Raw genomic sequence first — 26,036 nt, 5'->3', positions numbered from 1 at the left:
TATGAAAAATTTAAACAGGAGATACTTTTTTATTCCGGCTGCTGCTTTAGCCCTTGCTACATGCCTGAGCGTTTCGGCTTTTCGTGACCCGGAGGCACCCGGCATTAACAAGGTACAGCATGTGGTAGTTATTTATATGGAAAACCACAGCTTTGACAACCTGTGGGGCCAATTCAAAGGTGCCGATGGGCTTACATCAGCAAATAAAGAAAACGTTATCCAGATAGACGCGGAAGGTAAGCCTTATACTACTTTACCACCGGTGCCGCGCAGCAGCGCTTTCCCTACAAACCTGCCAAATACTTATTTTAATATTGACCAATACGTAGCTGCCGATCAGGCTACGCCCGACGTTACGCATGCTTTTTACCAGGAGCAAATGCAAATAAACGGCGGTAAGATGGACAAGTTTGCGCTATATAATTATACCAAAGGTTTAACCATGGGATATTATACTACTGCTAAACTACCGTTGTATGAACTGGCGACTAAGTATACGCTTTGTGATCACTTTTTTCACAGCGCTTTTGGCGGTTCCTTTCTTAATCACCAATGGTTGATCGCGGCTGCTTCACCAGAGTTTCCTAACGCCCCGGAAAATATCAAAGCACAGTTGGATGCGTCCGGAAAACTGATTAAAGACGGATCGGTAACGCCGGATGGCTATGCTGTTAATACTTCTAATTCTGTAAACCTGCATCCTAAAGGTGCCAATCCTGCAACTCTGATTCCTAATCAAAATGGCCCGACCATTGGTGATCGTCTTACCGATAAGGGAATTTCCTGGGCCTGGTATTCAGGAGGTTGGAATGATGCTGTAGCAGGTAAAGCCGACCCAACCTTCGCTTACCATCACCAGCCATTCGCTTATTTTACTAAATATGCCGAAGGTACTGAAGAAAGAAAAAAACACCTGAGAGATGAAACCGAGTTTTTGGAAGCAGCAAAAAAAGGCACTCTACCGGCAGTATCTTTTGTTAAACCTATAGGGCTTGAGAACGAGCATCCTGGTGCATCTACAGTTACAGCCGGTGAAAGCCATGCCGTTAAGTTAATTAACGCGGTACTGAACGGGCCAAATGCTAAAGACGTGGTTATAATCCTCACTTATGATGAAAACGGTGGTTTTTGGGATCACGTTGCGCCACCGAAAATTGATAAATGGGGACCAGGTACAAGGATCCCCGCATTGATCATTTCGCCATTTGCGAAAAAAGGTTTTGTTGACCACACTAATTACGAAACGGTAAGCATTATGGCGTTTATAGAAAAAAGATGGGGGCTGAAACCGCTTAACAGCCGCGATCAGCATGCCGATCCCTTAAGCCATGCGTTTAGCTTTTAAGGCTATTTCAGCAGGCCTCCTGGTTGTCACCGGGTTGGGCCTGCTGAGTTTTCATAATACCCCGGCGTCCGTATCTGAAAATGTGCGTGAAAAGCTGGTACTGCAGGCTGATAGTTTTTTGACAGCGGTGCACAGTTTGCAGTCGGCAGCAGCAAAAGGCAACAGACAGGTGTTGCAGCAGCGGTTTAAAGATGTACGTTTAGCCTATAAACGGATGGAGTGGGCTACAGAATACTTTGATCCCCTTACTTCGCGGCAGGTTAACGGGCCTCCGGTACCCGAAACCGAGCTTAGCGGCCTGGTTGTTCAGCCAGAGGGTTTGCAGGTCATAGAGCAGTTTTTGTTTCCTCATTTTAACCCTGCCTCACGGAAGCAACTTAACGCTTCGTTAAGTAAACTCAAGACTAACGCCGAAGCTTATCGTGATTATTTTATGCACGCCGATTTGCAGGACTGGCAGATCATGGACGCGCTCAAACTGGAGGTTTTTAGGATAGAGACATTAGGGTTGAATGATTTTGATGATCCCCTCGTTCATCAGTGTTTTGCAGAATCTGCTACCGCGCTTAAAAGTGTTGGGGTTGTTACGATGTGCTACGTACAGGATAATAACGATCCGTTGCATGAACTTTTCGATCAGGCTATAGGCTATCTTTCCAGACCTGTTGTTTTTGATCGTTTTGACCGGGCTGCATTTCTTACCCGTTATGCAAATCCCTTAACAAGGGCTTTAACCCATTTACATCAACAGTTAAACTTGCCCGATGTTCGTTACAACCGCTTGTTGAATCAGGACGCGGAAACCTTATTTGATACCAAAGCTTTTAATCGCAATGCTTATATCGCCGCCCCGGAGGATTCTGTTACCGAAAAAAAGATAGCGTTGGGCAAAAAATTGTTTTTTGACCCTCGGCTGTCCGGTACTTTAACCCGTAGCTGTGCTACCTGTCATCAGCCTGGTAAAGCTTTTAGCGATGGCATGGTTAAAAATTTGGATATCACGGGCAAAAAAACAATTTTCCGCAATACGCCAACGTTGATCAACGCGGCGCTACAGCCTGCTCAGTTTTACGATCTTCGGGCGGCTTCGCTGGAAGACCAGGTTGTGGATGTAATAGGTAACCGCGATGAAATGCATGGCGATATTAAGCTCTCGACCAAAAAACTGTGGCAGGATAAATATTATAGCGGGCTTTTTAATGACGCGTTCCCGATAAAAGACAGAACAGCTATCGATACAGGAGAAGTGATGAATGCTTTGGCAAGCTATATCCGAAGCCTTACCGCCTTGGATAGCCGGTTTGATGCTTATATGCAAGGCAATCGGCAAATACTTAACCAAACAGAGATCAACGGTTTTAATATTTTTATGGGCAAGGCGCGCTGCTCAACGTGCCATTATCTGCCTTTGTTTAACAGTACGCTCCCGCCAAGATATATGCAGATGGATGCAGAGGTAATTGGCGTACCAAAAATAAAAAATGGAAAAATAATAGACCCTGACCCCGGGTTGTTTGGCATCCAACCCTTAGACTTTAACCGCCACGCCTTTAAAGTTACCACCGTACGTAATACCAACAGAACTGCGCCATATATGCACAATGGTATTTATAAGACACTTGAGGAAGTAGTTGATTTTTATAATGAAGGCGGAGGCGCGGGAATGGGATTGAAAGTGCCAAACCAAACACTTTCTGCTGATAAGCTTCATCTTACAGCGAAGGAAAAAAAGGAGTTGATCACTTTCATTAAAGCATTGGATAGCCGTAATTAAATTATCCGCCATTTTAATGGCCTCTTTGTTATTTTATTTAAATGCCGTAGGGCTATATTTGCCGCCATGGAAATTTCAAAGCTTGAGCAGCTAACCAACCTGAGTAAAGGATATAAAGCTTATTTATATGATTGTGACGGCACCCTGGCCGATAATATGGGTGCGCACAAGGAAACTTATATCAAAGTTGCGGCAAACAAGGGGCATGTTATTGAAGGAGATATCATAGATGAACTTGCGGGCTGGCCGGTGGTCAATGTTATTGAGGAGATAAACAAAAAATACGGGACAGACTTTGATCCGCTTGAGTTTAAGGAATTGAAATATAAATTGTTCCTGGATGAATATATAGCGCATACTTTACCCATAGCCCACGTTGTAGATCACCTACGGGCTCATGCAGGGAAAGTAAAGATAGGCGTGGTATCCGGAAGCGGAAGGATTGCGGTAGAAAAGACACTGGAGGTGCTTGGGATAGCATCGCTTGTTGAAATCATGGTCTGTGCCGGCGAAACCGAGCATGGAAAACCCTTTCCAGACCCTTTTTTGAAAGCGGCGGAATTGCTTGAGGTTAATCCGGAGGATTGCCTGGTATTTGAAGATGGTGAAGCTGGAACCATAGCTGCCACGGCGGCCGGTATGAACTGGGTGCGTATTGATCAGCTATAAGCTAAGAAAATCAGACTTTTACTGCCCTTTTGCTTTTTCTTCTTTTTTGAAGTGGGCCCGCGCCTGTTTCAGACCGGTTGCGATGGCTTCGCCCTCGTTGCCGGTTGTTTTTAGCACTTCGTTTGCAATCTCGGTTGCCTTATCCCTTATTTTTTTAGGTTGATTTTTGTATGATGGCGGGTAGTCGCCGTTAAGCCATGGCATAATTCCTCCTTTTTTATGCTAACAATTTGCCGCGGGTTTTGTTAACCCATTATGAAAAATCCATTTAAAAAAGAAGATAATACAGGGCTTATTGTAGCAGTAGCGGCTGGCGCGTTGGTGGCTGGCGCATTAGCTTATTTATTTTTAACCGAAAGCGGGGCAGAGGTGATCCGGTCAATTAAGCATAAGTTAAAAGACGAAGCGAAAAATCTGGCTTCGGACGTTGTTAGTGCTAAGACCGGTATAAAGAAAAAGAAAATAAAAAAAGTGGCCGATCATATCGTTAAATAACATGCCTCCGAAATCAAAATTACCTTACGTTATTTGCCACATGATGAGTTCGGTTGATGGCAAAATCTTAACTAAAAACTGGGCTGATACTAAAACAGGTAAAAGTTCGGCTGGCTTGTACGAAAAGGTTCATAAAAAATATGACAGCCAGGCCTGGATGTGCGGTAGGGTAACCATGGAGCGCGATTTTGCAGATGGCCTGTACACTCACGATGGTGAGCAAACAAATGAAACTACCGACTTTGTAGCTGATGCTAAAGCCAAATCGTTTGCTATAGCGATAGATGCTAAAGGTAAATTAGCGTGGAAAGAAAACAACATCGACGGCGACCATCTTATTGAAGTGCTCACCACACAGGTTTCACAAGGCTATGTTGATTATTTGCGTGACCGGGGAATATCATATGTTTTCGCGGGCGACAAGGACGTTGATCTTACAGTGGCTTTAAATAAGATAGCAACCCTGTTCCCAATAAAAACAATAATGCTGGAAGGTGGCGGTAATTTAAATGGGGCGATGATGAAAGCAGGCTTAGTTGATGAATTAAGTTTGCTGCTTTTGCCACTGGCTGATGGAACAACTGCTACCAGTGTATTTGAAACCGGGGCCGTTACCGAAATGAAGTTGAAAAAGGTAAAAGAACTGCCCGGCGGTGTGCTCTGGCTAAACTACAAGATAAGGAAGGCTAAATGAACAGGTTTTGATCTGGTATCTAATTTTGGATAAAATTTGCAGATTTATTTGCTTTAATCGTTTAAAGCGTTAGATTTGTTTTCATATTCCAATTTAACCGAAATCCGTAGCCTTTCAACACAGTGAAAAAAGTTGTCCTAAAAGATATTGCGCAACACGTTGGTGTTTCCACCGCGCTGGTTTCGTACGTGCTTAACGGGCAAGCTGAGGAAAAGCAGGTAAGCAAGGAAAACGCAGAGAAGATCAAATTAGCCGCTATTGAATTAAACTACCAACCCAACCAGGTAGCTAAAAGTCTGCGGATTCGGAAAACCCATACCATTGGTTTAGTTGTAGCCGATATCAATTACCGCTTTAGTACCGGAATTACCCGGGCGATAGAAGCCGAAGCCAAACGCCTCAACTTTACAGTGATTTTTGGCAGTACGAACGAAAACCGGGATAAATTTACAGAGTTAACCAATGTGCTGGTAAACCGGCAGGTAGATGGCCTTATCCTTGTGCCGGGTGAAGACTCGCAGGAACAAATCCTGCATCTGCAAAATTCAGGGATCCCATTTGTGCTGATTGACCGTTATTTCCCTGAGATAGATACAAACTACATTGCATTAGATAATTATAAGGCCTCGTATGAGGCTGTAAGCTATCTTGTGGCTGCTGGCCATAAAAGGATAAGCTTTATCAATCTAAAAACAAACATGTTCCATTTGCAGGAGCGTGATAGGGGGTATTTAGATGCGCTGAAAGACCATCACCTTGAAAGCCACCCCGAATGGTTGATCCATGTTAAGGGCGACGATTTATCAAAGGAAATAGAACCAGTTCTTAAACCATTATTAAATTCTGGCAATAAGCCTGACGCCATTTTTCTGGCAACAGATCGTTTAACTATCGAAGCTTTAAAGCGGTTAAACGCGCTGGGAGTAAAGGTGCCCGAAGATATCTCCGTATTAAGTTTTGACGAATCGGACGCGTTTGATTTGTTTTACTGCCCGGTTACACACGGAAGGCAACCATTGGAAGAAATGGGGGAGGCCGCGGTAAAGACTTTGGTAAACCTGATCAATAACCAAAAGATAAAGAAGAAGCTGACATTCCAGGCGGGGTTTGTCCCGGGAAAATCATGCCGTGAAACATAGAATTTTTTTTTAGTCCGTTACTTTAATCGATTAAAGTAAAGTTTAAACCAGATAATCAATTTTAAAATTAAACAGTACAATTATATGAACCATTTTAAAATCCATTACTTTAATCGATTAAAGTGCAATTCTCCTTGATTAAAACTTTCAAAAAGAGCTTATCAAACCAACATTAAAACCAAACGAATTATGAAAAAAATTTTAATAATCATGTTCATGCTCTGTTACGTGGCCCTGTACGGTCAGCAAAAAGTAGTAACAGGCACGGTGACCGAAAAAGAGCGGGGGACACCGCTTGCCGGCGTTACCGTAAAATCGGCCATAGCAAGTACCATTACCGATGTTAACGGAAAATTTAGCCTTAACGCCACCGTAAACGGTAATATCACTTTCTCTTTTGTAGGGATGCAAACGTTTACCTACACCGTTAAAGCGGCTAACGAACCGGTGCTTATAGCCCTTGAATATCAGTCGGGCAACCTTGACGAAGTAGTTGTAACCGGTTATCAAAGCCAGAAAAAGGCCGATTTGACAGGCGCGGTATCCGTAGTGAAAATGACCGACATTAAGGATATTCCGCAAGGTAATGCCACCAAAGCCTTACAGGGCAGGGTACCCGGCGTGTACATTACCACCAACGGTTCGCCCGAAGGTGGCGCGACCGTCCGCATCCGTGGTATCGGTACACTGAATAACAACGATCCATTATATGTTATCGATGGCGTGCCGACCACACGTGGGTTGGAGGAGATCAACCAGGCGGATATTGAATCGTTACAGGTATTGAAAGACGCTTCATCGGCAACTATTTACGGTTCGAGAGCGGCTAATGGTGTTATCATCGTAACCACAAAACGAGGTAAAAAAGGGATCAGTCGCATTGATGTAAACGCTTCATCATCATTGCAGTACTACAATTCAAAGCTTAAAGTATTGAATACCCAACAGCACGGCGAGGCTTATTTTAAGGCATCGGTTAATGATGGTACCGATCCTAATAATAACCAGATCTACCAGTTTGACTGGAACAAGGATTTTAATAACCCGGTGTTAAATAAAATAATCCTGCCTGAGTTTATCGACGGCGCCAAAACCATGAAACCTGCCGATACGAGGTGGTTTGACGAGATAGGTCAAACTTCCTTGTTGCAAAATTACAATGTCTCCGTTAGCAACGGCGGCGAAAAAGGGAACAGCTTTCTTTCAGTTGGTTATTATGATAACAAAGGTATAGTTAAAGAAACCCACACCCGTAAGGCCACTATCCGGTTAAATACTGATTACAATTTCTTTAATGGTCGCTTAAAAATAGGTGAGAACTTCAATGTTTCTTTTATTAACGACAGGCTTATCGACGTAAACAGCGTGTTATTTACCGCGCTGGTTCAAAATCCAATTGTACCGGTTTATACCGTTACCGGCGGATGGGGCGGCCCCGCTGCCGGCATGACCGACCGCCAGAACCCGGTACGTTTAATCATGGATAACAAGCAGAACCAAAGTTATTTTGGTCGCATTACCGGCAATGTGTTTGCAGATTTGACCGTTATTCCTGGTTTGCATTTGAAAACCACCTACGGGGTTGATTATGACGGCCTTTATGAACGCACCTTGCGCAAATCATATATTTCAGGTTTTTTGGTCGATCCTTCTAATCTTGTTGCTAACTCGCAAAATTTTGACGGTAACCTCATCTGGCAAAACACTTTGACTTATGATCTTAACCTGAAAAAACACCAGATCAATGTGCTGGCTGGCCAGGAATCTATCCACTACATGAACCAGAACTTTTTTGGCAGCAGGCAGGGCTACGCGTTAGAAGATATTAACTACGCTTATCTTGATGCAGGTTCGTCAAATATCCTGAATGGCGGCAATGGCGGTGCTTATTCTCTGTTGTCGTTCTTCGGCAAGGTGAACTATACTTTTGATAATAAATACCTGGCGTCGGTTACTGTCCGCCGTGACGGTTCTTCAAGGTTCGGTGCCAATAACCGGTATGGAACATTCCCTTCGGCAACCGTTGCCTGGAGGCTGAGCCAGGAGGATTTTATCAAACAGATCCCTGCTATTTCTGACTTAAAACTGCGTTATGGCTACGGACGTACCGGTAATCAAACCATAAGTAACTATGCTACCAACTCTTTATATGCGGCTATCTACGGTACAGATCCTACTTTTACTGCAGACAGGGGAACTGCCTATGATATAACCGGAGCCGGTACGGGTACACTTCCTTCAGGCTTCGTCAAAATTCAGGAAGGTAATAATTCCCTGAAATGGGAGGGCACCAGGGAATCGAACTTCGGTATCGACTTTGGATTGTTTAACCAAAAGCTTTCCGGCTCGGTTGATTATTTCATCAAGAAAACTTCTGATATCCTTATTACCCCAGGTTATCTGGCAGTTATTGGCGAGGGCGGTACAACTACCTTTAATGGCGCATCTATGCAAAATAAAGGTATCGAAGCTTTGCTTACCTATGATGGGCAAATTAACAAAGACCTGAATTTCACCGTGAGTGGTAATATCGCAACGTTCAGGAACAAGGTTACCTATATCCCTTCTGAAGTAATTACTGCCTATCCGGGCAATGGTACAACGCAAACTATCATAGGCCATTCTATTAATTCAATTTACGGCTATGTTGCCGATGGCCTATTTACCTCGCAGGATCAAGTAACCAATTCGGCCGCGCAACCAGGCAAGGGTATCGGCAGGATCAGGTATAAAGACCTGAATGGCGATGGTGTAATTGATAATAAGGACATGGATTACATATCTAACGGTAATCCCAATTTTACCTATGGCTTGAATATAAACCTGGCCTACAAAAACTTTGATCTGGCGCTGTTTTTTCAGGGAGTACAAGGCATAAAAGTTTACAACTCTTACAAAAATTATACAGACTTTACTTCGATATGGCCGGGCACCAACTGGGGCACCAGAACATTAAATGCGTGGTCGCCAACAAATACCGGCTCAACTATCCCTGCGCTGACTTTGGTTGATAGGAATAATGAGGCCAGAACATCAACCTATTATCTGGAGAACGGCTCATACATTAAGCTGCGTAACGCGCAGATAGGTTATAACCTTAAAGATGCCCTACGCAAGATTAAAGTACAGCGGGCCAGGATTTATATACAGGCAAATAATCTGTTTACGGTGAAAAGTAAATCCTTTACAGCTACCGATCCTGAAAATCCGTCGGGCGCTTATCCAATCCCAACAATTACATCCATTGGCCTCGACCTGTCATTTTAACCCTAAATTTTAATGAGATGAAAAAATATTTATTACTGATAATCTGCCTGATAGGAACGTTGGTTTCCTGTAAAAAGGCGCTTGATGAGCAGCCGCAGGGCGTTATAGCCAGCGATCAGCTGAACACGCCGGTGAACATCGAAAAAATGGTTGTTGCCGCTTATGCATCTTTAGGCAACGAAAACCTGCACACTTCCAACAGCTTATGGCCTTGGGGCAGTATGCGCAGCGGCGATGCCTACAAAGGTGGCGATGGCGTTGGCGATAACAGCGAATGGAACGATTATGAAACCTTTGTAACCAACCAAAATACCAATGGCCTTACCGACCAGATGTGGGCGCAGATATACAATAACATTGCCCGCGCAAATAACGCCTTATTGCGTTTGGATAATGTTGCCGGAGCCGACTTTCCACTAAAAACAAGCAGGCAGGGCGAGATGAAGTTTTTGAGGGGTAACTATTATTTTATGGCGAAAATATTGTGGAACCTGGTGCCCTACATAGATGAAAATGTACCGACATCAGATTATATCAAGATTTCGAATACGACACTGTCAAGCGATCAGCTATGGGATAAGATAGCCGCCGACTTCAGGAGCGCCGCCAATGTTTTGCCTGCTAAACAGGCAGATGCGGGCAGGCCTAACAAATACACTGCCTTAGCCTATCTGGCCAAAACCCTGCTTTACCAGGCTTACAAACAGGATGATAACCACAACATGACCGGTATCGACCAGGCCAAGCTGAACCAGGTGGTAAGCCTCTGCGATAGTGTGATCAACTTTAGCGGCTACGCCTTAGCGCCTGATTTTGGTGATAACTTTTTAGAAGCAACTGAAAACGGACCGGAATCGGTATTTGCCATTCAGTATTCAAAAAACGATGGTACGCAGTTTGGCCGTATTGATATGGGGCATTCACTTACCTATCCAATGAACCCGGAGTATGGTTGCTGCTGGCAACATATCCCCAGCCAAGATTTGGTGAACAATTTTAAAACGGATGCAAATGGTTTACCACTATTCAGCGGTTATAATAACACGGACGCTACCAAGGTAGCGGATTTTTTGAACCAGACTTTCGACCCAAGGCTGGATCATACGGTGGGTATTCCCGGTCACCCGTTTAAGTATGTGCCTACTTTTGTTTACCAAACTTCCTGGGCACGTGCACCTGCTATTTACGGTTTTTTTACCAGTATGAAGGATGATGCCGCGGCTAACGACCCATCATTTCAAAAGATTCCGCCGTTTATGTCAAGCTCAAAAAACTGGGAACTGATCCGTTTTGCCGATGTACTGCTATGGAAAGCAGAAGCACTTATAGAACTGAACAGGCCAAATGAAGCGTTGCCGCTCATCAACATGGTAAGGCAACGGGGAGGCAATAGTACAGCGAGGTTAAAACAGGCCGATGGCAGTTTTATTTCTAACTATAAAGTAAGCGTTTATCAACCCGGTGTAAACTGTATCTGGACACAGGATTACGCGCGTCAGGCGTTACGTCGTGAGCGCAGGTTGGAGTTTGCCATGGAAGGTAACCGTTTCTTTGATTTGGTTAGATGGGGTATTGCCGATACTTACCTGAATAGTTATTTTGCAAGTGAGTCAACCAAGCGTACTTACCTGAAAACTGCTAAATTTACGAAGGGGCGCGACGAGTATTTGCCTATTCCGCTCAACCAGATCAATTATAGCAAGGGCTTGTACAAACAAAACCCTGGATTCTAAAAACAAACAAATATGAAGTTAAAACCTAATGTGCTGCTCATCGCAGTTATTGCAGCTACCGGTGGCCTTTTATTCGGCTTTGATACCGGCGTTATTTCCGGGGCATTACCATTTCTGAAACAGTATTGGCAGCTTAGTGATGCCAGTATTGAATGGATCACCACCACGGTGCTTGTAGGCGCGGTGGTAGGCGCTTTAACCAGCGGAAAACTATCCGATATCATCGGCCGCAAAAAAATGATCATCATTAACGCGGTCATTTTCACTGTTGGTGCCCTGGGATGCGCTTACGCGGCTAATGTAACTATGTTGATGATCATGCGCGTTATAATTGGTTTTGCCATTGGTATCACCTCATACGTGGTACCAATGTATATTTCAGAGATATCGCCTGCAAGGGTTAGGGGAGCGCTGGTGACATTAAATCAATTGATGATCACCTTAGGGATCCTGCTTTCGTACATTACCGATTACTGGTTATCAAACGATACCAACAATGAAAGCTGGCGCTGGATGTTCCTGGTTGGCTTTGTACCGGCGGCTATTCTGCTTTTAGGCATGTTCTTTTTACCCGAAACCCCGCGTTGGCTCATCAGCAAAAATCGCTGGGAGGAAGGGAAGAAGATCATCCTGAAACTGGAAGATCCTGATATGGTTGAAAGCACCCTGGCCGGTTTGCAGGAAGAGATCGCTATATCGGCAAAGCACAAAGTTTCATCTGCTGAAATCCTGAAACCATGGCTCCGCGCGCCGTTGATTATCACCGTGGGCATTTTCTTTTTTCAACAGTTTTCGGGGGTTAATACTATTATCTATTATTCGCCAATCATCTTTAAAATAGCTGGGATAGTGAGCAATACGGCCAGTATCGTTCCTGCTATCATCATAGGCGGGGTAAATGTATTAGCCTGTCTGCTCTCTGTATTCCTGCTTGATAAAGTGGGTCGGCGCAAATTGTATTTCATTGGTATTTGGGGTATGATCCCGTCACTGGCTTTATTAGGTGCCTGCTTTCATTTCAAAGAGGCGCTTGGCTCAAGCCTGCCGGTATTCGCGGTTTTAAGCATTGTTTGCTACATTATTTTTATAGCTATCAGTCTTGCTCCACTGGGTTGGCTCCTTATTTCTGAAGTATTCCCGCTTAGTGTACGCGGTGTGGGTATGAGCATTGGCTCGCTGGCACACTGGGGTTTTAACGCTATCATAGCCTTTACTTTCCTTAAACTGGTTAATAACCTGGGTATCGATTATACTTTCTGGAGTTACGCCATTATCTGCGTTATTGGCGCGGTGTGGGGATATTATTACATCCCCGAAACTAAAGGAAAATCGCTGGAAGCTATTGAAAACCATTGGCGCAACGGCGATGCGCCAAAAGATATCTGATCTATTTACATATTACTTATCTAACACTATATGAAAAAAATAACACTTGCCTGCTTACTATCTGTCATGGCATTTATGGCTAAAGCCCAATTGGGCGTCAAGTATGATCCAACCGTCCAGTCGACAAAAAGTATGCAATACTTTAAACCTAAAGGGAACCTTTTTGTGGGCGATTGCATTCCTTTTTCGAAAGATGGAACCTACTATTACTACTGGTTGCTGGATTCGGCACATCATAAAAGCCTGAACGGGCTGGGCGGGCACCAATGGGCCCTGAGCAAATCAACCGATTTGAAACACTGGGAGCAATTTCCGTTAGTGCTTAAAATTGATGAACCCTGGGAAAAATCCATCTGTACGGGATCGGTTGTGTACCACAAAGGGAAATATTATGCGTTTTATGCTACCCGTTTGCTTAACGATGGTAAAGTGAACGAGCAGTTGAGTTACGCCATCAGTAATGATGGTGTAAACTTTGAAAAGCAAAAGCCTAACCCTTTTTACACATCGGCACCGGGCTATAGTAAGCGGGACTTCCGGGACCCTAAGGTTTTTGTAGATGAGAAAACCGGCGAGTTTCATTTGTTTGTTTCCAGTTGGCAGGAAAATCCCGTAATGAAAAACAATGGTGGCGCTTTGGTTCACCTCTCATCAAAAGACCTGAAAAACTGGACGGTGCATGAGCCAATCCTAACCGGGCAACCATCTACTCCCGAATGTCCTGACTATTTCTTTTGGAAAGGTTGGTATTACCTGGTTTATAGCGATGGCAGTAACACATCATACGTAAAATCAAAAAATCCTTACGGCCCATGGGAAGCTCCACGCTACCAGGCGCTGAACGAAGATTGGTCAAATGTGGTTAAAACGGCTGAGTTTAAAAACGGTAGAAGAATAGCGGCAGCCTGGGTGCCAAACAGGTCTGAAAGTAAGGATGATAACCATGAAATTTTTGGCGGTAATTCCTTGTTCCGGGAAGTGTTCCAGGAAGCAGATGGCACACTGGATACCAGCTTTCCGCAGGAAATGATCCCTGAAACCGGCGATGCGCTAAATGTGAAAATCGCAACGGATTTGCAGGCTTCAACAATTGGTAATAATGGTGTAGCTATTAATTCGCCGGGCGGTGTTGGAACCGCTCATATTGAAGGCGTACCACTTAATTCCCGCATCACTTTAGAGGTTGAGCCAACCGGAGCTAATGAGGAATTCGGACTTTACCTGCGCTCAGGCGAAGGGGCAACCGGCGGTTACAGGCTTAATTTTTCGGCAAGTAGTAAAACAGTAAGGTTAGGCAATACCGTGATAGAGGGCGTTGATGGTCTGGATAAACCATTTAAATTAGATATTGTGATGAAAGACGGTATCATAGATGTTGATGTTAACCACAAACGTACTATTGTTAACCGTACTTATGAGCAGAACGGCAGTTTTGCCTGGTTTTACGCTAAGCATGGTAAAGTGAATTTTAAATCGATCACGGTAAGCCCACTTAAAGAAAATTAAAAATATATGCTGTTAGGATTTGACATTGGAGGCACAAAATGCGCGGTAATATTAGGTAAAGTTGCTGCCGATGGCGAGATCGATATTGTGGGCAAACAGGCAATGCTTACAAATAAGCCGGTTTATGAAATGATTGAACTGCTGTTTACTACAGCGGAAGAGTTATTATCACAACACAGTGTGCAGAAGGAGCAACTGGAAGGGATTGGTATAAGTTGCGGTGGCCCTTTAAGCAGTAAAAAAGGCCTGATTCTTTCGCCGCCTAATTTGATTGGCTGGGATGAAGTACCTATTGTAAAGATGACCGAAGAAAGGTTTGGGATAAAAACATTGCTGCAAAATGATGCCAACGCCTGCGCGGTTGCCGAGTGGAAGTACGGGGCAGGCAAAGGCATAGATAATCTTATCTTTTTAACCTTCGGAACCGGCATGGGGGCAGGTTTTATTCTTGACGGACGGTTGTATTCCGGGCCATCTGATCTGGCCGGTGAGGTAGGGCATATGCGCCTTGCGGATATGGGGCCGGTTGGTTTTGGTAAGGCAGGCTCGTTTGAGGGCTATTGCAGCGGCGGTGGTATAGCCCAGTTAGGGCAGATCAAAGCCCGGGAAAAGCTGCAGGTAGGCGAGCCGGTAAGCTTTTGTAAAAGTATCGACGATCTGCCAGGCATTACAGCCAAATCAATTGCCGATGCCGCTTTCAATGGTGATCCTGTAGCGATAGAAGTATATAAAATCTGCGCGGAGTATCTTGGTCGCGGACTTGCTTTATTGATAGATATTCTGAACCCGGAGATGATCATCCTGGGCAGCATTTACGGGCGTGCCCACAAGCTTCTTGAACCGGTTATGCTTGAGGTGATCAACAGGGAGGCTTACAAAGACTCTGTAAGTGCTTGCAGGATTGTTCCGGCGGGCCTGTCCGAAAATATTGGTGACATTGCCGCGCTGTCATTGGCGCTGATCAGTAAGGGTTTATAACCTGTCACAATTCGCTTCGTTCTTTATAATTATATTAATTGGTTAATGTATTTGATGAATCCGGTAAACCCGCCAGGCGACGGCAGCCGGGTTCATATTTTTAATCTTACTTCAATCGCCCGATCCATCCAATTAAAAGTGCCATAAATACGCTAAAAAATACCGTAAGCAGTATTGGGTAACTGATAGATTTGATCTGTTCATAATTTTATAACAGATAATCAAATTGGAAATTGAAATGTCGGATAAAATAGTAACAAAATTCACTATTGGAAATAAGGAGGGATTTGACGCGCTGTTGTTTATCAGTACAGCCATAGCCAAAGAAAAGTTTGCCGGGAAGATTGATGATCAGGGGCTTCAGGTTTATATCAACAGAAACTTCAATGAGAGCGAACTGTTGAAAGAACTGAATAGCTTATCTAATCAATATTTGATTGTTTATGTGAACGACGAGCCAGCCGGTTATGCCAAAGTAACATCAAAAGGTACCCGTCCCACTATTTTTGAGGGCAAAACTTTAGCCCGCATAGCGGATTTTGGGGTATTGGAGAAACATAGCGACCCTTTAATCCGGAAAGCATTATTCGAAAAATGCCTTGCCATATCAACTGCTCAGCAAGCGGTTTGGATAAGTGAATATGAAAATAGTCCCTACTTGGATTTCTTCGAAAGCTATGGATTTAAACGAAGTACGGACATCATTGCTCCACAAGAACTTCCGCTCCCGCCTGTTTATCTCGTTAAAGAGAAAATTTGATGTAGCCTCCATATTTTATATCGAGAATGCTTAAGATTATCATCTGTGTTTTAAACCTGGTTGAATTTTGTTGTAACGTGCCTGTAAGTTCGCTGTCTTTTAAGGTGAATATTTTTATTCATAACAATTTAATATAATTACAATATATTGATCCTTAAAAACCAACAGTCACTTAACCATGTTAAAAGAAGAAAGACAGAACTTTATCATGAAGCAGTTGAACCTGCACAACAAGGTATTATCATCAGATTTATGCGCAAAGCTAAATGTATCAGAAGATACTATCAGGCGTGATTTGAATGAGCTTGCCAGTAATTCACAAATCAAAAAGGTTTACGGAGGCGCTATGTCTAAATCATTTTCGCACAGTACGGGGGTAAGGGAAACCTATGCACAGGAAGCCAAAAGGCAAATTGCCAAAAAAGCCTTAACACTTATTAGTGATGGCATGGTAGTACTTTTAGGCGGGGGCACAACTATTATTGAAATGGTGCGGATGATACCCAAAGATTTGAGGTGCACATTTTTTGTTGTTAGTCCGGTGGTGGCCATGGAGCTTATCGAGTATTCGGAATGTGAGGTTGTATTGTTAGGCGGAACATTACTGCACGACTCCTACATTGTTACAGGCTCGATGGTTGTTAATCAGCTTGCGGATATCAATGCTGATCTGTGTTTTTTAGGAACAAATGCCATATCGATGGAAAACGGCATTACCGATGCCATATGGGAAGTTGTTCAGGTTAAAAAAGCTATGATCAAATCGGCAACAAAAACAGCTATTGTGAGCATAGCAGAAAAACTTGGTTCGCTCGAAAAAATGAAGGTCTGCAGCATAAATGAAATCAACTACCTCATAACCGATGCCAACCCCGGCGAAAGCGCGTTATCATCTTATTCAAAGGTACTTACTGTACTGTAACCACCTCTCCCGATAAAGTACAATTACCCCACATAATCTTACTAACAAGAATTTTACAATAAGCGTTTTTTTGAAAAAATACACAGGGAAAGCAACTTTTATGATGGTTTGAAATGCGGTTTTGTGCGTTATTTAATTTAATAGCGCACAAAACTTGCATTTTAACTTTACTTATTAGTTATATTTGGACACGGTTACTCATTTGTATGCGTGTTTATGCGTTATTTAAGCGGGTAATCTATCCAAGCCTTTATCTGTCATCGTATGCGTTTATCAGTCGTATTCGTGCTATTATTTGTGTTGTGTGCAGGAGAGGTATCCGCACAAACAGATTTTGTAAACTTTAAACGAGTAGAGTGGGAAACCAAACGATTGGCTCCCGGCATTCGTTTAAGGCAGGCATGGTTTAGGGGGAAAACGCTTTTTAAATCCAATCAATTTATCTCTGTTCTGGAGATTAAACCCAAAATCAAAAACAGGCTTAGCATCGCTTTTGAACCAAAAGTAAAAAGAACAACCAGCGATTTTGGTTCTGGCAGTATGGCCATCGCAGCTATCAACGGTACTTTTTTCGATGTGAAAAATGGTGGCTCGGTTGATTTTATACGGGCTGGCGGACAAATTATAAATGAAAATCATCTTGAAAAAAACAATACGCGGGCAAGGCACCAGCAAGCTGCGCTGGTAATAAAAAATGGCGCGTTGCACATTGACGAATGGGATGGCAGTACCGATTGGGAGAAAAACCTTGACGGCGAAGATGTGATGCTAACCGGGCCGCTGTTGTTACACAACGCTAAGCAGGCAAAGCTTGATTCCAACAGTTTTAATGTTGCACGTCACCCGAGATCGGCAATGGCGATAACGGATAACAACAGGGTGCTGATGATCACGGTTGATGGCCGTGACGCTAATTCGGCAGGAATGAGCCTGTTTGAGTTGCGCCAGGTACTTCGCTGGCTGCATTGCCGGGATGGAATAAACCTTGACGGCGGAGGATCAACAACATTATGGACAAAAGCCCAGGGCGTTGTAAACTATCCGTCGGATAACGGTAAGTGGGATCATAAAGGGCAGCGGAGAGTTGCCAACGTAATATTAGTTAAAAGGAACTAACAATATAACTCTACCACCACATGAAAACAGCAATCCTTGCTTTAATGTTGACCTTTTCCAGTTGGATAGCAGGTTGGCAGCAGCTCCGTTATGCGCCTGATTTATCACCGCCCGCGTCAAAAAAAGCGATCATTACAGGTGCCGATCAAACCGAAAAATATCTGCCGTATTTAAGCGGTAAGAGGATAGGTATGGTGGTTAACCCCTCATCGCAGATTGGTGATAAGGCAAGCGTTGACAGCCTGAAAGCGCTTGGTGTAAACATTGTAAAGATCTTTGGCCCCGAGCATGGCTTCAGGGGGGATGCCAGCAACGGCGCAAAGGTTGATGACAGCGTTGATCCTAAAACGGGTATCCAGGTGGTATCGCTATACGGTAAAACCAGTAAACCCAGCCCAAAAGATTTAAGTGAAGTTGACCTGATGATCTATGACCTGCAGGATGTAGGTGCCAGGTATTATACTTATCTGGCAACCCTGCACCGTGTTATGGAAGCTTGCGCTGAAAATGATAAGGAACTGCTGATACTTGACAGGCCAAATCCGAACGGTTATATGGTTGACGGCCCCGTACTCGATACGAAACTAAAATCAGGCATAGGGTTTCACCCGGTACCAATCGCCCACGGGATGACAGTAGGTGAGTATGCGCAAATGATTAACGGTGAGGGCTGGCTTGCCGATGGTGTTAAATGCCGTTTGAAAATTATTACGGTAGCCAATTATAAGCATAGTATGCCCTATACGCTTCCGGTACATCCTTCACCAAACTTAAATACCCAGCAATCTATCTTATTATATCCTTCGTTGTGCCTGTTCGAGGGTACCATTATCAGTCAGGGCAGAGGGACTTATTTCCCGTTCACGGTTTTAGGTAATCCTGATTTAAAAGGACAGTATGAGTTTTCATTTACACCAATAGGTATTAAAGGTATGAGCGAAACACCGCTGTTTGAAAACCAGGAATGTTTTGGCCTCGATCTCAGAAACTACGATACCCAAAAGCTGGTCAAAAGCAAACAAATTAACCTGAGCTGGCTCATTGAAATGTATAAAGCCTATCCTTACAAAGACCGCTTTTTTGATTTTAAGCAAAGCAAACAGATGGGAAACTTTGATAAGCTGGCCGGCACAACAGATCTGAAAGAACAGATCATAGCCGGTAAAACTGAAGACGAGATCAGGAAAAGCTGGGAACCTAAACTAAACCAGTTTAAGAAAATGCGCAAGCAATACCTGCTCTATCCCTGATCATATTGAAACTTAACAACAACTATATAAAAATCGCACCCCAAAGTTTTCAAATCAAACACTACTAAGACAAAACAATTCATGAAAAAAAAGCTACTTAACCTGCTTCTGGTTCTGTTGTTTTTTTGCGTGCAGGCCTTTGCCCAGCAAAAAACAATAATCGGAAAAGTAACTTCTGCGGATGACGGAAAACCGTTTCCGGGAGTTTCAATTAAAATTAAGGGAACGCCCAACGGGGTAATTACCGACAGTAACGGATCGTACTCCATTCAGGCTTCAGGCGGGCAGGTGCTGGTATTCAGCTTTATCAGCTTTGCTACACAGGAAGTAACCGTAAAGGATGCGGCAACTATCAATGTTAAACTTGGAGCCGATACCAAATCACTGAATGAAGTGGTGGTGGTAGGCTACGGAACACAAAAACGGGCCAACTTAACAGGCGCCGTTGCTACGGTAGATACCAAGGTTTTACAATCGCGCCCTATTACCGATGTTGCCCGTGGTCTGCAGGGTGTTGTGCCGGGCTTAACCATTACAACTGCTACCGGCGATTTGGGAACAGATCCTAAGATCAGGTTGCGTGGCCTGGTGGGCTCTATAAACACCGGTGCGGCAGGAGCGGCCCCGCTGATATTGGTAGACAACGTAGAGATCCCAAGCCTTCAATTGATTAATCCTGATGATATCGAATCTATATCGGTACTAAAAGATGCTGCATCATCCTCAATTTACGGTGCCCGTGGTGCTTTTGGTGTTATTTTGGTTACTACAAAAACTGGTAAACGGAACGGTACCAACAGGATCACTTACTCCAATAACTTCGCCTGGTCATCGCCTACAAAGCAGCTGGAATTGGCTTCTGCGGCAGATAACTCACAAGCTTCATTAACAGCGCTGCAGCGTTTTAACCCCAATACTTCATCATATAGTATCATAGGTTACTCTGTAGATCAGGCGTCCATTCAAAAAATGCGCGACTGGGAAACCCAATATGGTAATCAGAATTTAAGCCCGGAAATGGTTCAGGGACGTGACTTTGATATCATAGGTGGTAAATTATACTTTTATCGCTCATGGGATGCCGGTAAAATGTATCTGAAAGATTGGACACCACAACAGTCACACAATGTAGGTATCAGCGGCGGCAGCGAAAAGATCAACTACAATCTCGGGCTTGGATACCTTGGCCAAACCGGTGTGTTAAAAGTAAACCCCGATCAGTTTGATCGCTATAATTTTTCGCTTGGGGTAGGTGCCAGCCCTACCAAATGGCTTGATGCACGTGCCAAAGTAATTTTGTCGAGTACGGACACTAAAACGCCGTTTATCTTTTCGGCAAGTCAGTATGGCCCTTACTATTACCTGTACCGCTGGCCGGCAAACTATCCGTATGGCACCTACAATGGCTTGCCTTTCAGGAGCGCCGTAACCGAAGTACAACAGGCCAAAAGAGATGACGATAAAAACAACCTGTCGAGGGTTTCGATTGGCGGTACCTTAAAAATTTTACCAGGCTTTACTGTTGATGCGGATTATACCTATACTGGCACCAATGAGCATCTGCATCAAACGGGTGGTAATACCAACGCTTATGATTTTTGGTCGTTTAACGGTACGGCGTTAAACTATACAGGTTACCAAAGCGCCTCGTACAATAAAGCCAGGTATTATTCTTACTGGAATACCGTAAACACAGGTAAATTATTCGGTACCTACAACAAAAGCATTGGCGACCACTCGTTCAAGGCAATTTTAGGTTCGGATATCGAGCTTAACCAGTATACAAGCCAATCATCAGAAAGAAGAAACTTGCTTGATCCTAACTTTGGAGAGGTAAACCTTGCCACCGGCGATCAATTTGCCACGTCATCAGATGGGCATTACTCAACGCTTGGTTTTTTCGGGCGTATCAATTATGCTTATAAGGATAAATTCCTGTTTGAAGTTAACGGAAGAAAAGATGGTTCATCGCGTTTTCCGGTAAATCAGCTATACGGTTTCTTCCCTTCAGCATCGGCAGGCTACGTATTAAGCAAAGAAAACTACATGGATTGGAGTAAAGGTTTTCTTTCATTCCTGAAAGTGAGGGCATCATATGGTTCAATAGGTAGCCAGGTGATAGGCAGCAACAATTTCAGGTCGCTACTCACTGCCCAAAACTCTGGCTGGATATTACCGTCGGGCAATGCCACAACATTAACTACACCAACCGCGCTTTCGCCCAGCTTAACCTGGGAAACCATCCGCACCGCCGATCTGGGTTTGGATGCACGCTTTTTGAACGATGAACTGGGCTTAATATTTGATGTTTATAACAGGACTACCAGCAACATGATAGGCCCTGGTGTAACGCTACCGAGTTCATTCGGAGCCGCTTCTCCGGTACGTAATTATGGTGAACTGCAGGGTAAAGGCTGGGAGTTGGCTATCGATTATAATCATACATTTAGCGGAGGCTTCCACTTCAGCGCTACTGCAACACTGTCAGATGCCCAGGAAACCATTACCAAATTTGCTAATACAACCCTTGCATTGCCTGCGCCAATTGCCGGCTTAAATACATCATATTATAAAGGCATGAAGCTGGGCGAGATCTGGGGTTTTGAAACCGACAGGTTATTTACCCAGAATGATTTTTCGGGTAAAGACGCTGCCGGGCATTATATCTACGCGCAGGGTGTTCCATCACAGAGCAAACTTGAAAGCGGCTCATTTTACTTTGGCCCGGGGGATGTTAAATACAAAGACCTGAACGGCGACGGTGTTATTTACTATGGTAGTAATACAGTTGACGACCATGGCGATAAAAAGATCATCGGTAACTCAACCCCACGCTATCAATACGGTTTAAGGTTATCGGCAGATTGGAAAGGTTTTGACCTGAATGTATATTTTCAGGGAGTAGGCAAACGCCAGCTATGGGCCAGTGGTCCGGTGATATTCCCGGGTTTCAGGGCGGCTGAGGGATGGTATTCGTACCAGATGAATTATTGGACACCAAGCAATCCTAACGCGTTCTATCCAACACCAACTGATTATGGTGCCGCCGTTGATAAGTGGGATTATCAGCCTCAAACCCGCTATTTGTTAAATATGGCTTACCTGCGCCTCAAAAATTTAAACCTGGGTTATTCATTTAATAAAGCCGTTACCAGGCGCTTAGGCATTGAAAGGTTACGCGTATTCTTCAGCGGTGAAAACATCCTAACCTTCGATCATTTAGGTAATATCCCAATCGATCCGGAAGTCGACTTTTCACAAACCCAGATAGATAATGACCGCGCTGGTTTCGGTCGTGTTTATCCTTACAGAAAAACCTATTCAATGGGATTACAGGTAACATTTTAAAAATTCAGAAAGCAGATTATGAAAACGATAAAATATTTAATGTTAGGCTTGATCCTTGGTTCATTAGGATGCAAAAAGGCCGATGACTTTTTAACCAAACCACCGCTTGACCAGTTTACTGATGATACCTACTGGACAAGCGAGGGCAACGTTCGTACGTTTGCTTTTGGTTTTTATCCAACCTATTTTGTTGGCTACGCTTCAGGTTTTGACCTTAGCTGGGGAGGATATTTCTCTGGCGAAAGCTTGAACGATGATTTCGCTCCAACAACGCCTACTACTTTTACCAAAAATGTACCTGCAACAGGTGGCGGATGGTCATTCTCAAATATCCGTAGGGCCAATTTGTTTATTAACCGTATCCAAACCGTTAAAATGCCCGATGAGGCCATTAAGCACTGGACAGGTGTTGCCCGTTTTTTCCGCGCGCTGGAATATGCAAATAAAGTGAAGGCTTTTGGCGATTATCCATGGTATGGTAAAGTATTGCTGGAAACAGACACAAAAGAACTTTATCGCCCGCGCGATCCGCGTACCACGGTGATGGACAGCGTACTGGCCGATTTTAACTACGCTGCTACCAATGTACGTACGGTTGATGCAGGAACCGGTCCGCAGGGATTGATAGTGAACAGGTATGTGGTACTGGCCTTTATGTCGCGTGTGTTTTTGTTTGAAGGTGCATGGGAAAAATACCAGGCCAATAACCAGGCAAAAGCGAATGAGTATTTTACGGCGGCAAAATGGGCCGCCAACGAGGTGATCACTAAAGGAGGCTATTCTGTTGGCCCGGATTATCGTAAATTGTTTAACTCACTTGATTTGACAGGTAACCCGGAGATCATCCTGTACAGGAAATATCAAACCGGTTTACTGACCCACAGTTTGGAAAGCTACGTAAATAAAGAGCCACAAACAGGTGCTTCTAAAAACGCTTTAGATGCTTATTTGTGCAAGGATGGTTTGCCTATTGGAGTATCGCCATTATACAAAGGGGATAAAAGTATAGGCGATGTCATGACTGACAGGGACCCGAGGATCAGCGCTACGTTTGTGCCAACTGTAAGGTTAAATGGGGTAGTATCTAATTACTCCTCGTCTGGTTATGCCGTATTAAAGTTTTTTAATGAAGATATTAAGGACCTTACCGATGGTAACAGCAGTTTAAATGATACCCAGGCCCCGGTGATCCGTTATGGCGAAGTGTTGATAAACTATGCCGAAGCTTGTGCTGAGTTGGGAACTTTAACCCAAACCGATCTGGATCTGTCTATCAATAAATTGCGTAAACGTACCGGTATTGGTATGCCTGCTTTACAGGTAATTGGCGATCAGCCCGCAGTGAATGGCGCGGTTTACGATGATCCAAAACGTGATCCATCGGTGCCTTCATTACTTTGGGAAGTGCGCCGCGAACGTCGTATTGAGCTAATGATGGAAGGTTTCAGGAATGATGACCTTAAGAAATGGAAAAAGTATGCCTATCTTGATACGCAGGGCAACCCGGATATCAACTTAGGTGCCTGGATAAAAAGGGCCGACTATCCGAAAACCTTATCGGTGGCTATCCAAAACAACGCCGACGAGGGCTATGTAGTTCCGGCTACCAAGGCTGAAACACAAAGGATTTTTAATGATCCAAAGGTTTATTTAAGTCCGCTGCCGTTGGATCAGATCAAGCTTTATAAAGATCAGGGTGTTGATCTGAAACAGAACCCCGGTTGGCAATAAACATAATCTAAATTCAAACCCTTCCTGCCTGGCAGGGAGGGTTTTGTATAATTACTGAACCTATGAAATATCAAAAAATAGCTCTCATTTTAATAGTCTTGTTATTTACGGCAGCCATTGGCCGGGCGCAATCATTCAAGTTTGCGCTGGTATCTGATACGCATGTTAATATTGGCAACCCAACCGCGGCCGAAGATCTGCGCCGGACGGTGAAGGACATCAATAACAATAATGAATTAAAATTTGTAGTCATTACCGGCGACATAACCGAGTTTGGCGCCGATGATGAACTTAAACTGGCTAAGCAAATTCTGGACAGCCTGAACAAGAAGTGGTATATCATTCCGGGTAATCACGATGCCAACTGGTCGGAGAGCGGGAGCAATACTTTCCGTCGTGTTTTTGGCTCCGAAACCTTCGCGTTTAATTACGGCGGTTACCTATTCGCGGGCACCAGCTCAGGGCCAAACATGCGCATGGGGCCGGGGCAGGTGCCAAGGGAAAATATTGTATGGCTCGACTCAGTTTTAAACCGTACTACCCGGCAAACGCCGCTCATTTACCTGAACCATTACCCACAAGATTCGGCGCAGAATAATTGGTACACGGTAATCAACAAGCTCAAAACCAAAAATATCCAGATGATATTATGCGGGCACGGGCACAATAATCACACTTATACTTTTGATGGGATTCCCGGCGTAATGGGGCGATCAAACCTTAGGGCTAAAGACAGTGTTGGCGGCTATAACATTGTAACCATTACCAACGGAAAGGCCTCTTTTGAAGAACGTAAGCCCGGTATAGAAACCAAACCACAATGGGCTTCGGTTGATCTGTTTGATCATCACTTTGAAAAAGACACTGCGCATTACTATCGCCCTTCATATGAAGTTAATAAAGGAACTAAGGTTAAAGTTTTGTGGGCCTACCAGGATCAAAGCGATGTGGGTGCAGGCATGGCTATCGCCAACAATAACATCATCCTTACAGATACTAAAGGCTTGATATATGCTCTAAACAGAACCACCGGAAAACGTGTTTGGGCGTACGCTACCGGCGGAAAAATATATTCAACCCCAAGTGTATCCAATAATTACGTGGTGGCAGGTTCATCTGATAAATATATTTATTGCCTCAATGCAGCTACCGGTAAATTGGTTTGGAAAAACGCTGCCGAAAAAGCGGTTATCGCATCGCCGGCAATTAAAAATAATACAGTTTACATTGGCGCTTCCGATGGGCATTTTCGGGCTTTTAATTTAGTTACCGGCAAGCTGGTGTGGGACTTTGACCAGGTGAACGGTTTTGTTGTAACTAAACCGCTCATTTACCAGGATAAAATATACTTTGGCTGCTGGGCAAATGATTTTTACGCGCTTGACCTTGCAACCGGTAAACTGGTATGGAAATGGAGCAACGGTTCATCAAACCGCATGTTTTCGCCGGCTGCGTGCTACCCGGTAGCTGCTAATAACCGTGTGTTTATTGTAGCGCCCGATCAGTATATGACTTCCTTAGATGCCGCCACCGGAAAAGTTTTGTGGCGCGAGAAAATGCATGGCAAAAGGGTTCGGGAATCTATGGGCATCTCGGCAGATAGCGCCTTAGTTTACGTTAAAATTATGGATGGTCAGCTGCTCGGGGTTTCGACGAAGGCCGATAGCATGCAAATTGCCTGGACTGCCAATTTACAATTGCCTTATGAGCTTTGTCCATCGGCTATTGTAGAAGATGCGGGAGTGGTTTATGTGCCAACACATTCGGGTATTGCTTATGCGGTAGATCGTAACAGCGGTAATGTGTTGTGGAAGTACAAAGTATCCAATTGTTTGGTTAACCCGATATTACCGTATAAAAACACCGTATATGTAAGCACGACGGATGGAAAGGTAGATGCTTTGCAAGGTGCAAAATAGCATG

General features: G+C 44.1%; 19 protein-coding genes. 18 read left to right on the top strand and 1 reads right to left on the bottom strand.

The annotated features are described in order from the left end of the window. Window position 1 precedes the first annotated feature (1 nt). From EAH55_RS26705 to EAH55_RS26695, 3 genes are all read left to right on the top strand, one after another. Entirely contained in the window at window positions 2–1,345 is a 1,344-nt protein-coding gene (locus EAH55_RS26705; protein WP_121812346.1) for an alkaline phosphatase family protein, read from the top strand. Further along, window positions 1,329–3,119: a cytochrome c peroxidase gene (locus EAH55_RS26700; protein ID WP_121812345.1), complete on the top strand. Its 1,791-nt coding sequence runs from the start codon at window positions 1,329–1,331 to the stop codon at window positions 3,117–3,119. Before EAH55_RS26705 ends, EAH55_RS26700 begins: the two co-directional genes overlap by 17 nt. A gap of 66 nt (window positions 3,120–3,185) precedes the next feature. Continuing rightward, window positions 3,186–3,788, top strand: coding sequence for an HAD family hydrolase (locus EAH55_RS26695; protein ID WP_121812344.1), 603 nt, complete (start codon window positions 3,186–3,188; stop codon window positions 3,786–3,788). Between the two features lie 18 nt (window positions 3,789–3,806). Here the strand turns inward: EAH55_RS26695 and EAH55_RS26690 are convergent, their stop codons facing one another. Continuing rightward, window positions 3,807–3,992 carry a DUF2188 domain-containing protein gene (locus EAH55_RS26690; protein WP_121812343.1) on the bottom strand — a complete coding sequence of 62 codons (186 nt, stop codon included), beginning with the start codon at window positions 3,990–3,992 and terminating at the stop codon, window positions 3,807–3,809. Between the two features lie 51 nt (window positions 3,993–4,043). Between EAH55_RS26690 and EAH55_RS26685 the strand changes: the two genes are divergently transcribed. From EAH55_RS26685 to EAH55_RS26615, 15 genes are all read left to right on the top strand, one after another. After that, the gene (locus EAH55_RS26685) at window positions 4,044–4,283 is read left to right on the top strand and encodes a hypothetical protein (RefSeq protein ID WP_121812342.1); all 240 of its coding nucleotides are present in this window, start codon (window positions 4,044–4,046) and stop codon (window positions 4,281–4,283) included. Window position 4,284: 1 nt separating this feature from the next. Next, window positions 4,285–4,977 (top strand): dihydrofolate reductase family protein, encoded by a 693-nt coding sequence (locus tag EAH55_RS26680; RefSeq protein ID WP_121812341.1) that lies wholly within the window; start codon window positions 4,285–4,287, stop codon window positions 4,975–4,977. Between the two features lie 122 nt (window positions 4,978–5,099). Further along, window positions 5,100–6,116, top strand: coding sequence for a LacI family DNA-binding transcriptional regulator (locus EAH55_RS26675; RefSeq protein WP_121812340.1), 1,017 nt, complete (start codon window positions 5,100–5,102; stop codon window positions 6,114–6,116). A 189-nt stretch (window positions 6,117–6,305) separates the two neighbouring features. Continuing rightward, window positions 6,306–9,383 carry a SusC/RagA family TonB-linked outer membrane protein gene (locus EAH55_RS26670; RefSeq protein WP_121812339.1) on the top strand — a complete coding sequence of 1,026 codons (3,078 nt, stop codon included), beginning with the start codon at window positions 6,306–6,308 and terminating at the stop codon, window positions 9,381–9,383. Window positions 9,384–9,400: 17 nt separating this feature from the next. Then, window positions 9,401–11,116 (top strand): RagB/SusD family nutrient uptake outer membrane protein, encoded by a 1,716-nt coding sequence (locus EAH55_RS26665; RefSeq protein WP_121812338.1) that lies wholly within the window; start codon window positions 9,401–9,403, stop codon window positions 11,114–11,116. Between the two features lie 12 nt (window positions 11,117–11,128). After that, window positions 11,129–12,502, top strand: a complete 1,374-nt coding sequence (locus EAH55_RS26660) for a sugar porter family MFS transporter (RefSeq protein WP_121812337.1) — start codon at window positions 11,129–11,131, stop codon at window positions 12,500–12,502. A 30-nt stretch (window positions 12,503–12,532) separates the two neighbouring features. After that, window positions 12,533–14,008, top strand: coding sequence for a family 43 glycosylhydrolase (locus EAH55_RS26655; protein ID WP_121812336.1), 1,476 nt, complete (start codon window positions 12,533–12,535; stop codon window positions 14,006–14,008). A 6-nt stretch (window positions 14,009–14,014) separates the two neighbouring features. Continuing rightward, window positions 14,015–14,986, top strand: coding sequence for an ROK family protein (locus tag EAH55_RS26650; protein WP_121812335.1), 972 nt, complete (start codon window positions 14,015–14,017; stop codon window positions 14,984–14,986). 238 nt (window positions 14,987–15,224) lie between these two features. Beyond that, complete coding sequence (locus EAH55_RS26645) at window positions 15,225–15,746, top strand: N-acetyltransferase (protein WP_121812334.1); 522 nt, start codon at window positions 15,225–15,227, stop codon at window positions 15,744–15,746. Between the two features lie 178 nt (window positions 15,747–15,924). Further along, the gene (locus EAH55_RS26640; RefSeq protein WP_121812333.1) at window positions 15,925–16,668 is read left to right on the top strand and encodes a DeoR/GlpR family DNA-binding transcription regulator; all 744 of its coding nucleotides are present in this window, start codon (window positions 15,925–15,927) and stop codon (window positions 16,666–16,668) included. 264 nt (window positions 16,669–16,932) lie between these two features. Continuing rightward, window positions 16,933–17,784: a phosphodiester glycosidase family protein gene (locus tag EAH55_RS26635; protein ID WP_121812332.1), complete on the top strand. Its 852-nt coding sequence runs from the start codon at window positions 16,933–16,935 to the stop codon at window positions 17,782–17,784. 20 nt (window positions 17,785–17,804) lie between these two features. Further along, complete coding sequence (locus EAH55_RS26630; RefSeq protein WP_121812331.1) at window positions 17,805–19,034, top strand: exo-beta-N-acetylmuramidase NamZ family protein; 1,230 nt, start codon at window positions 17,805–17,807, stop codon at window positions 19,032–19,034. A gap of 81 nt (window positions 19,035–19,115) precedes the next feature. After that, a complete protein-coding gene (locus tag EAH55_RS26625; RefSeq protein WP_121812330.1) occupies window positions 19,116–22,382 on the top strand; it encodes a SusC/RagA family TonB-linked outer membrane protein in 3,267 nt (1,088 codons plus the stop codon). An 18-nt stretch (window positions 22,383–22,400) separates the two neighbouring features. After that, complete coding sequence (locus EAH55_RS26620) at window positions 22,401–24,113, top strand: RagB/SusD family nutrient uptake outer membrane protein (RefSeq protein ID WP_121812329.1); 1,713 nt, start codon at window positions 22,401–22,403, stop codon at window positions 24,111–24,113. 62 nt (window positions 24,114–24,175) lie between these two features. Then, complete coding sequence (locus EAH55_RS26615; protein ID WP_121812328.1) at window positions 24,176–26,032, top strand: outer membrane protein assembly factor BamB family protein; 1,857 nt, start codon at window positions 24,176–24,178, stop codon at window positions 26,030–26,032. Window positions 26,033–26,036: the final 4 nt, after the last annotated feature.

This window comes from Mucilaginibacter kameinonensis (assembly GCF_003675385.1).
GTDB lineage: Bacteria > Bacteroidota > Bacteroidia > Sphingobacteriales > Sphingobacteriaceae > Mucilaginibacter > Mucilaginibacter kameinonensis.
Note: the sequence above shows the minus strand (reverse complement) of the source record. Positions and strands in the feature narration are given on the sequence as shown.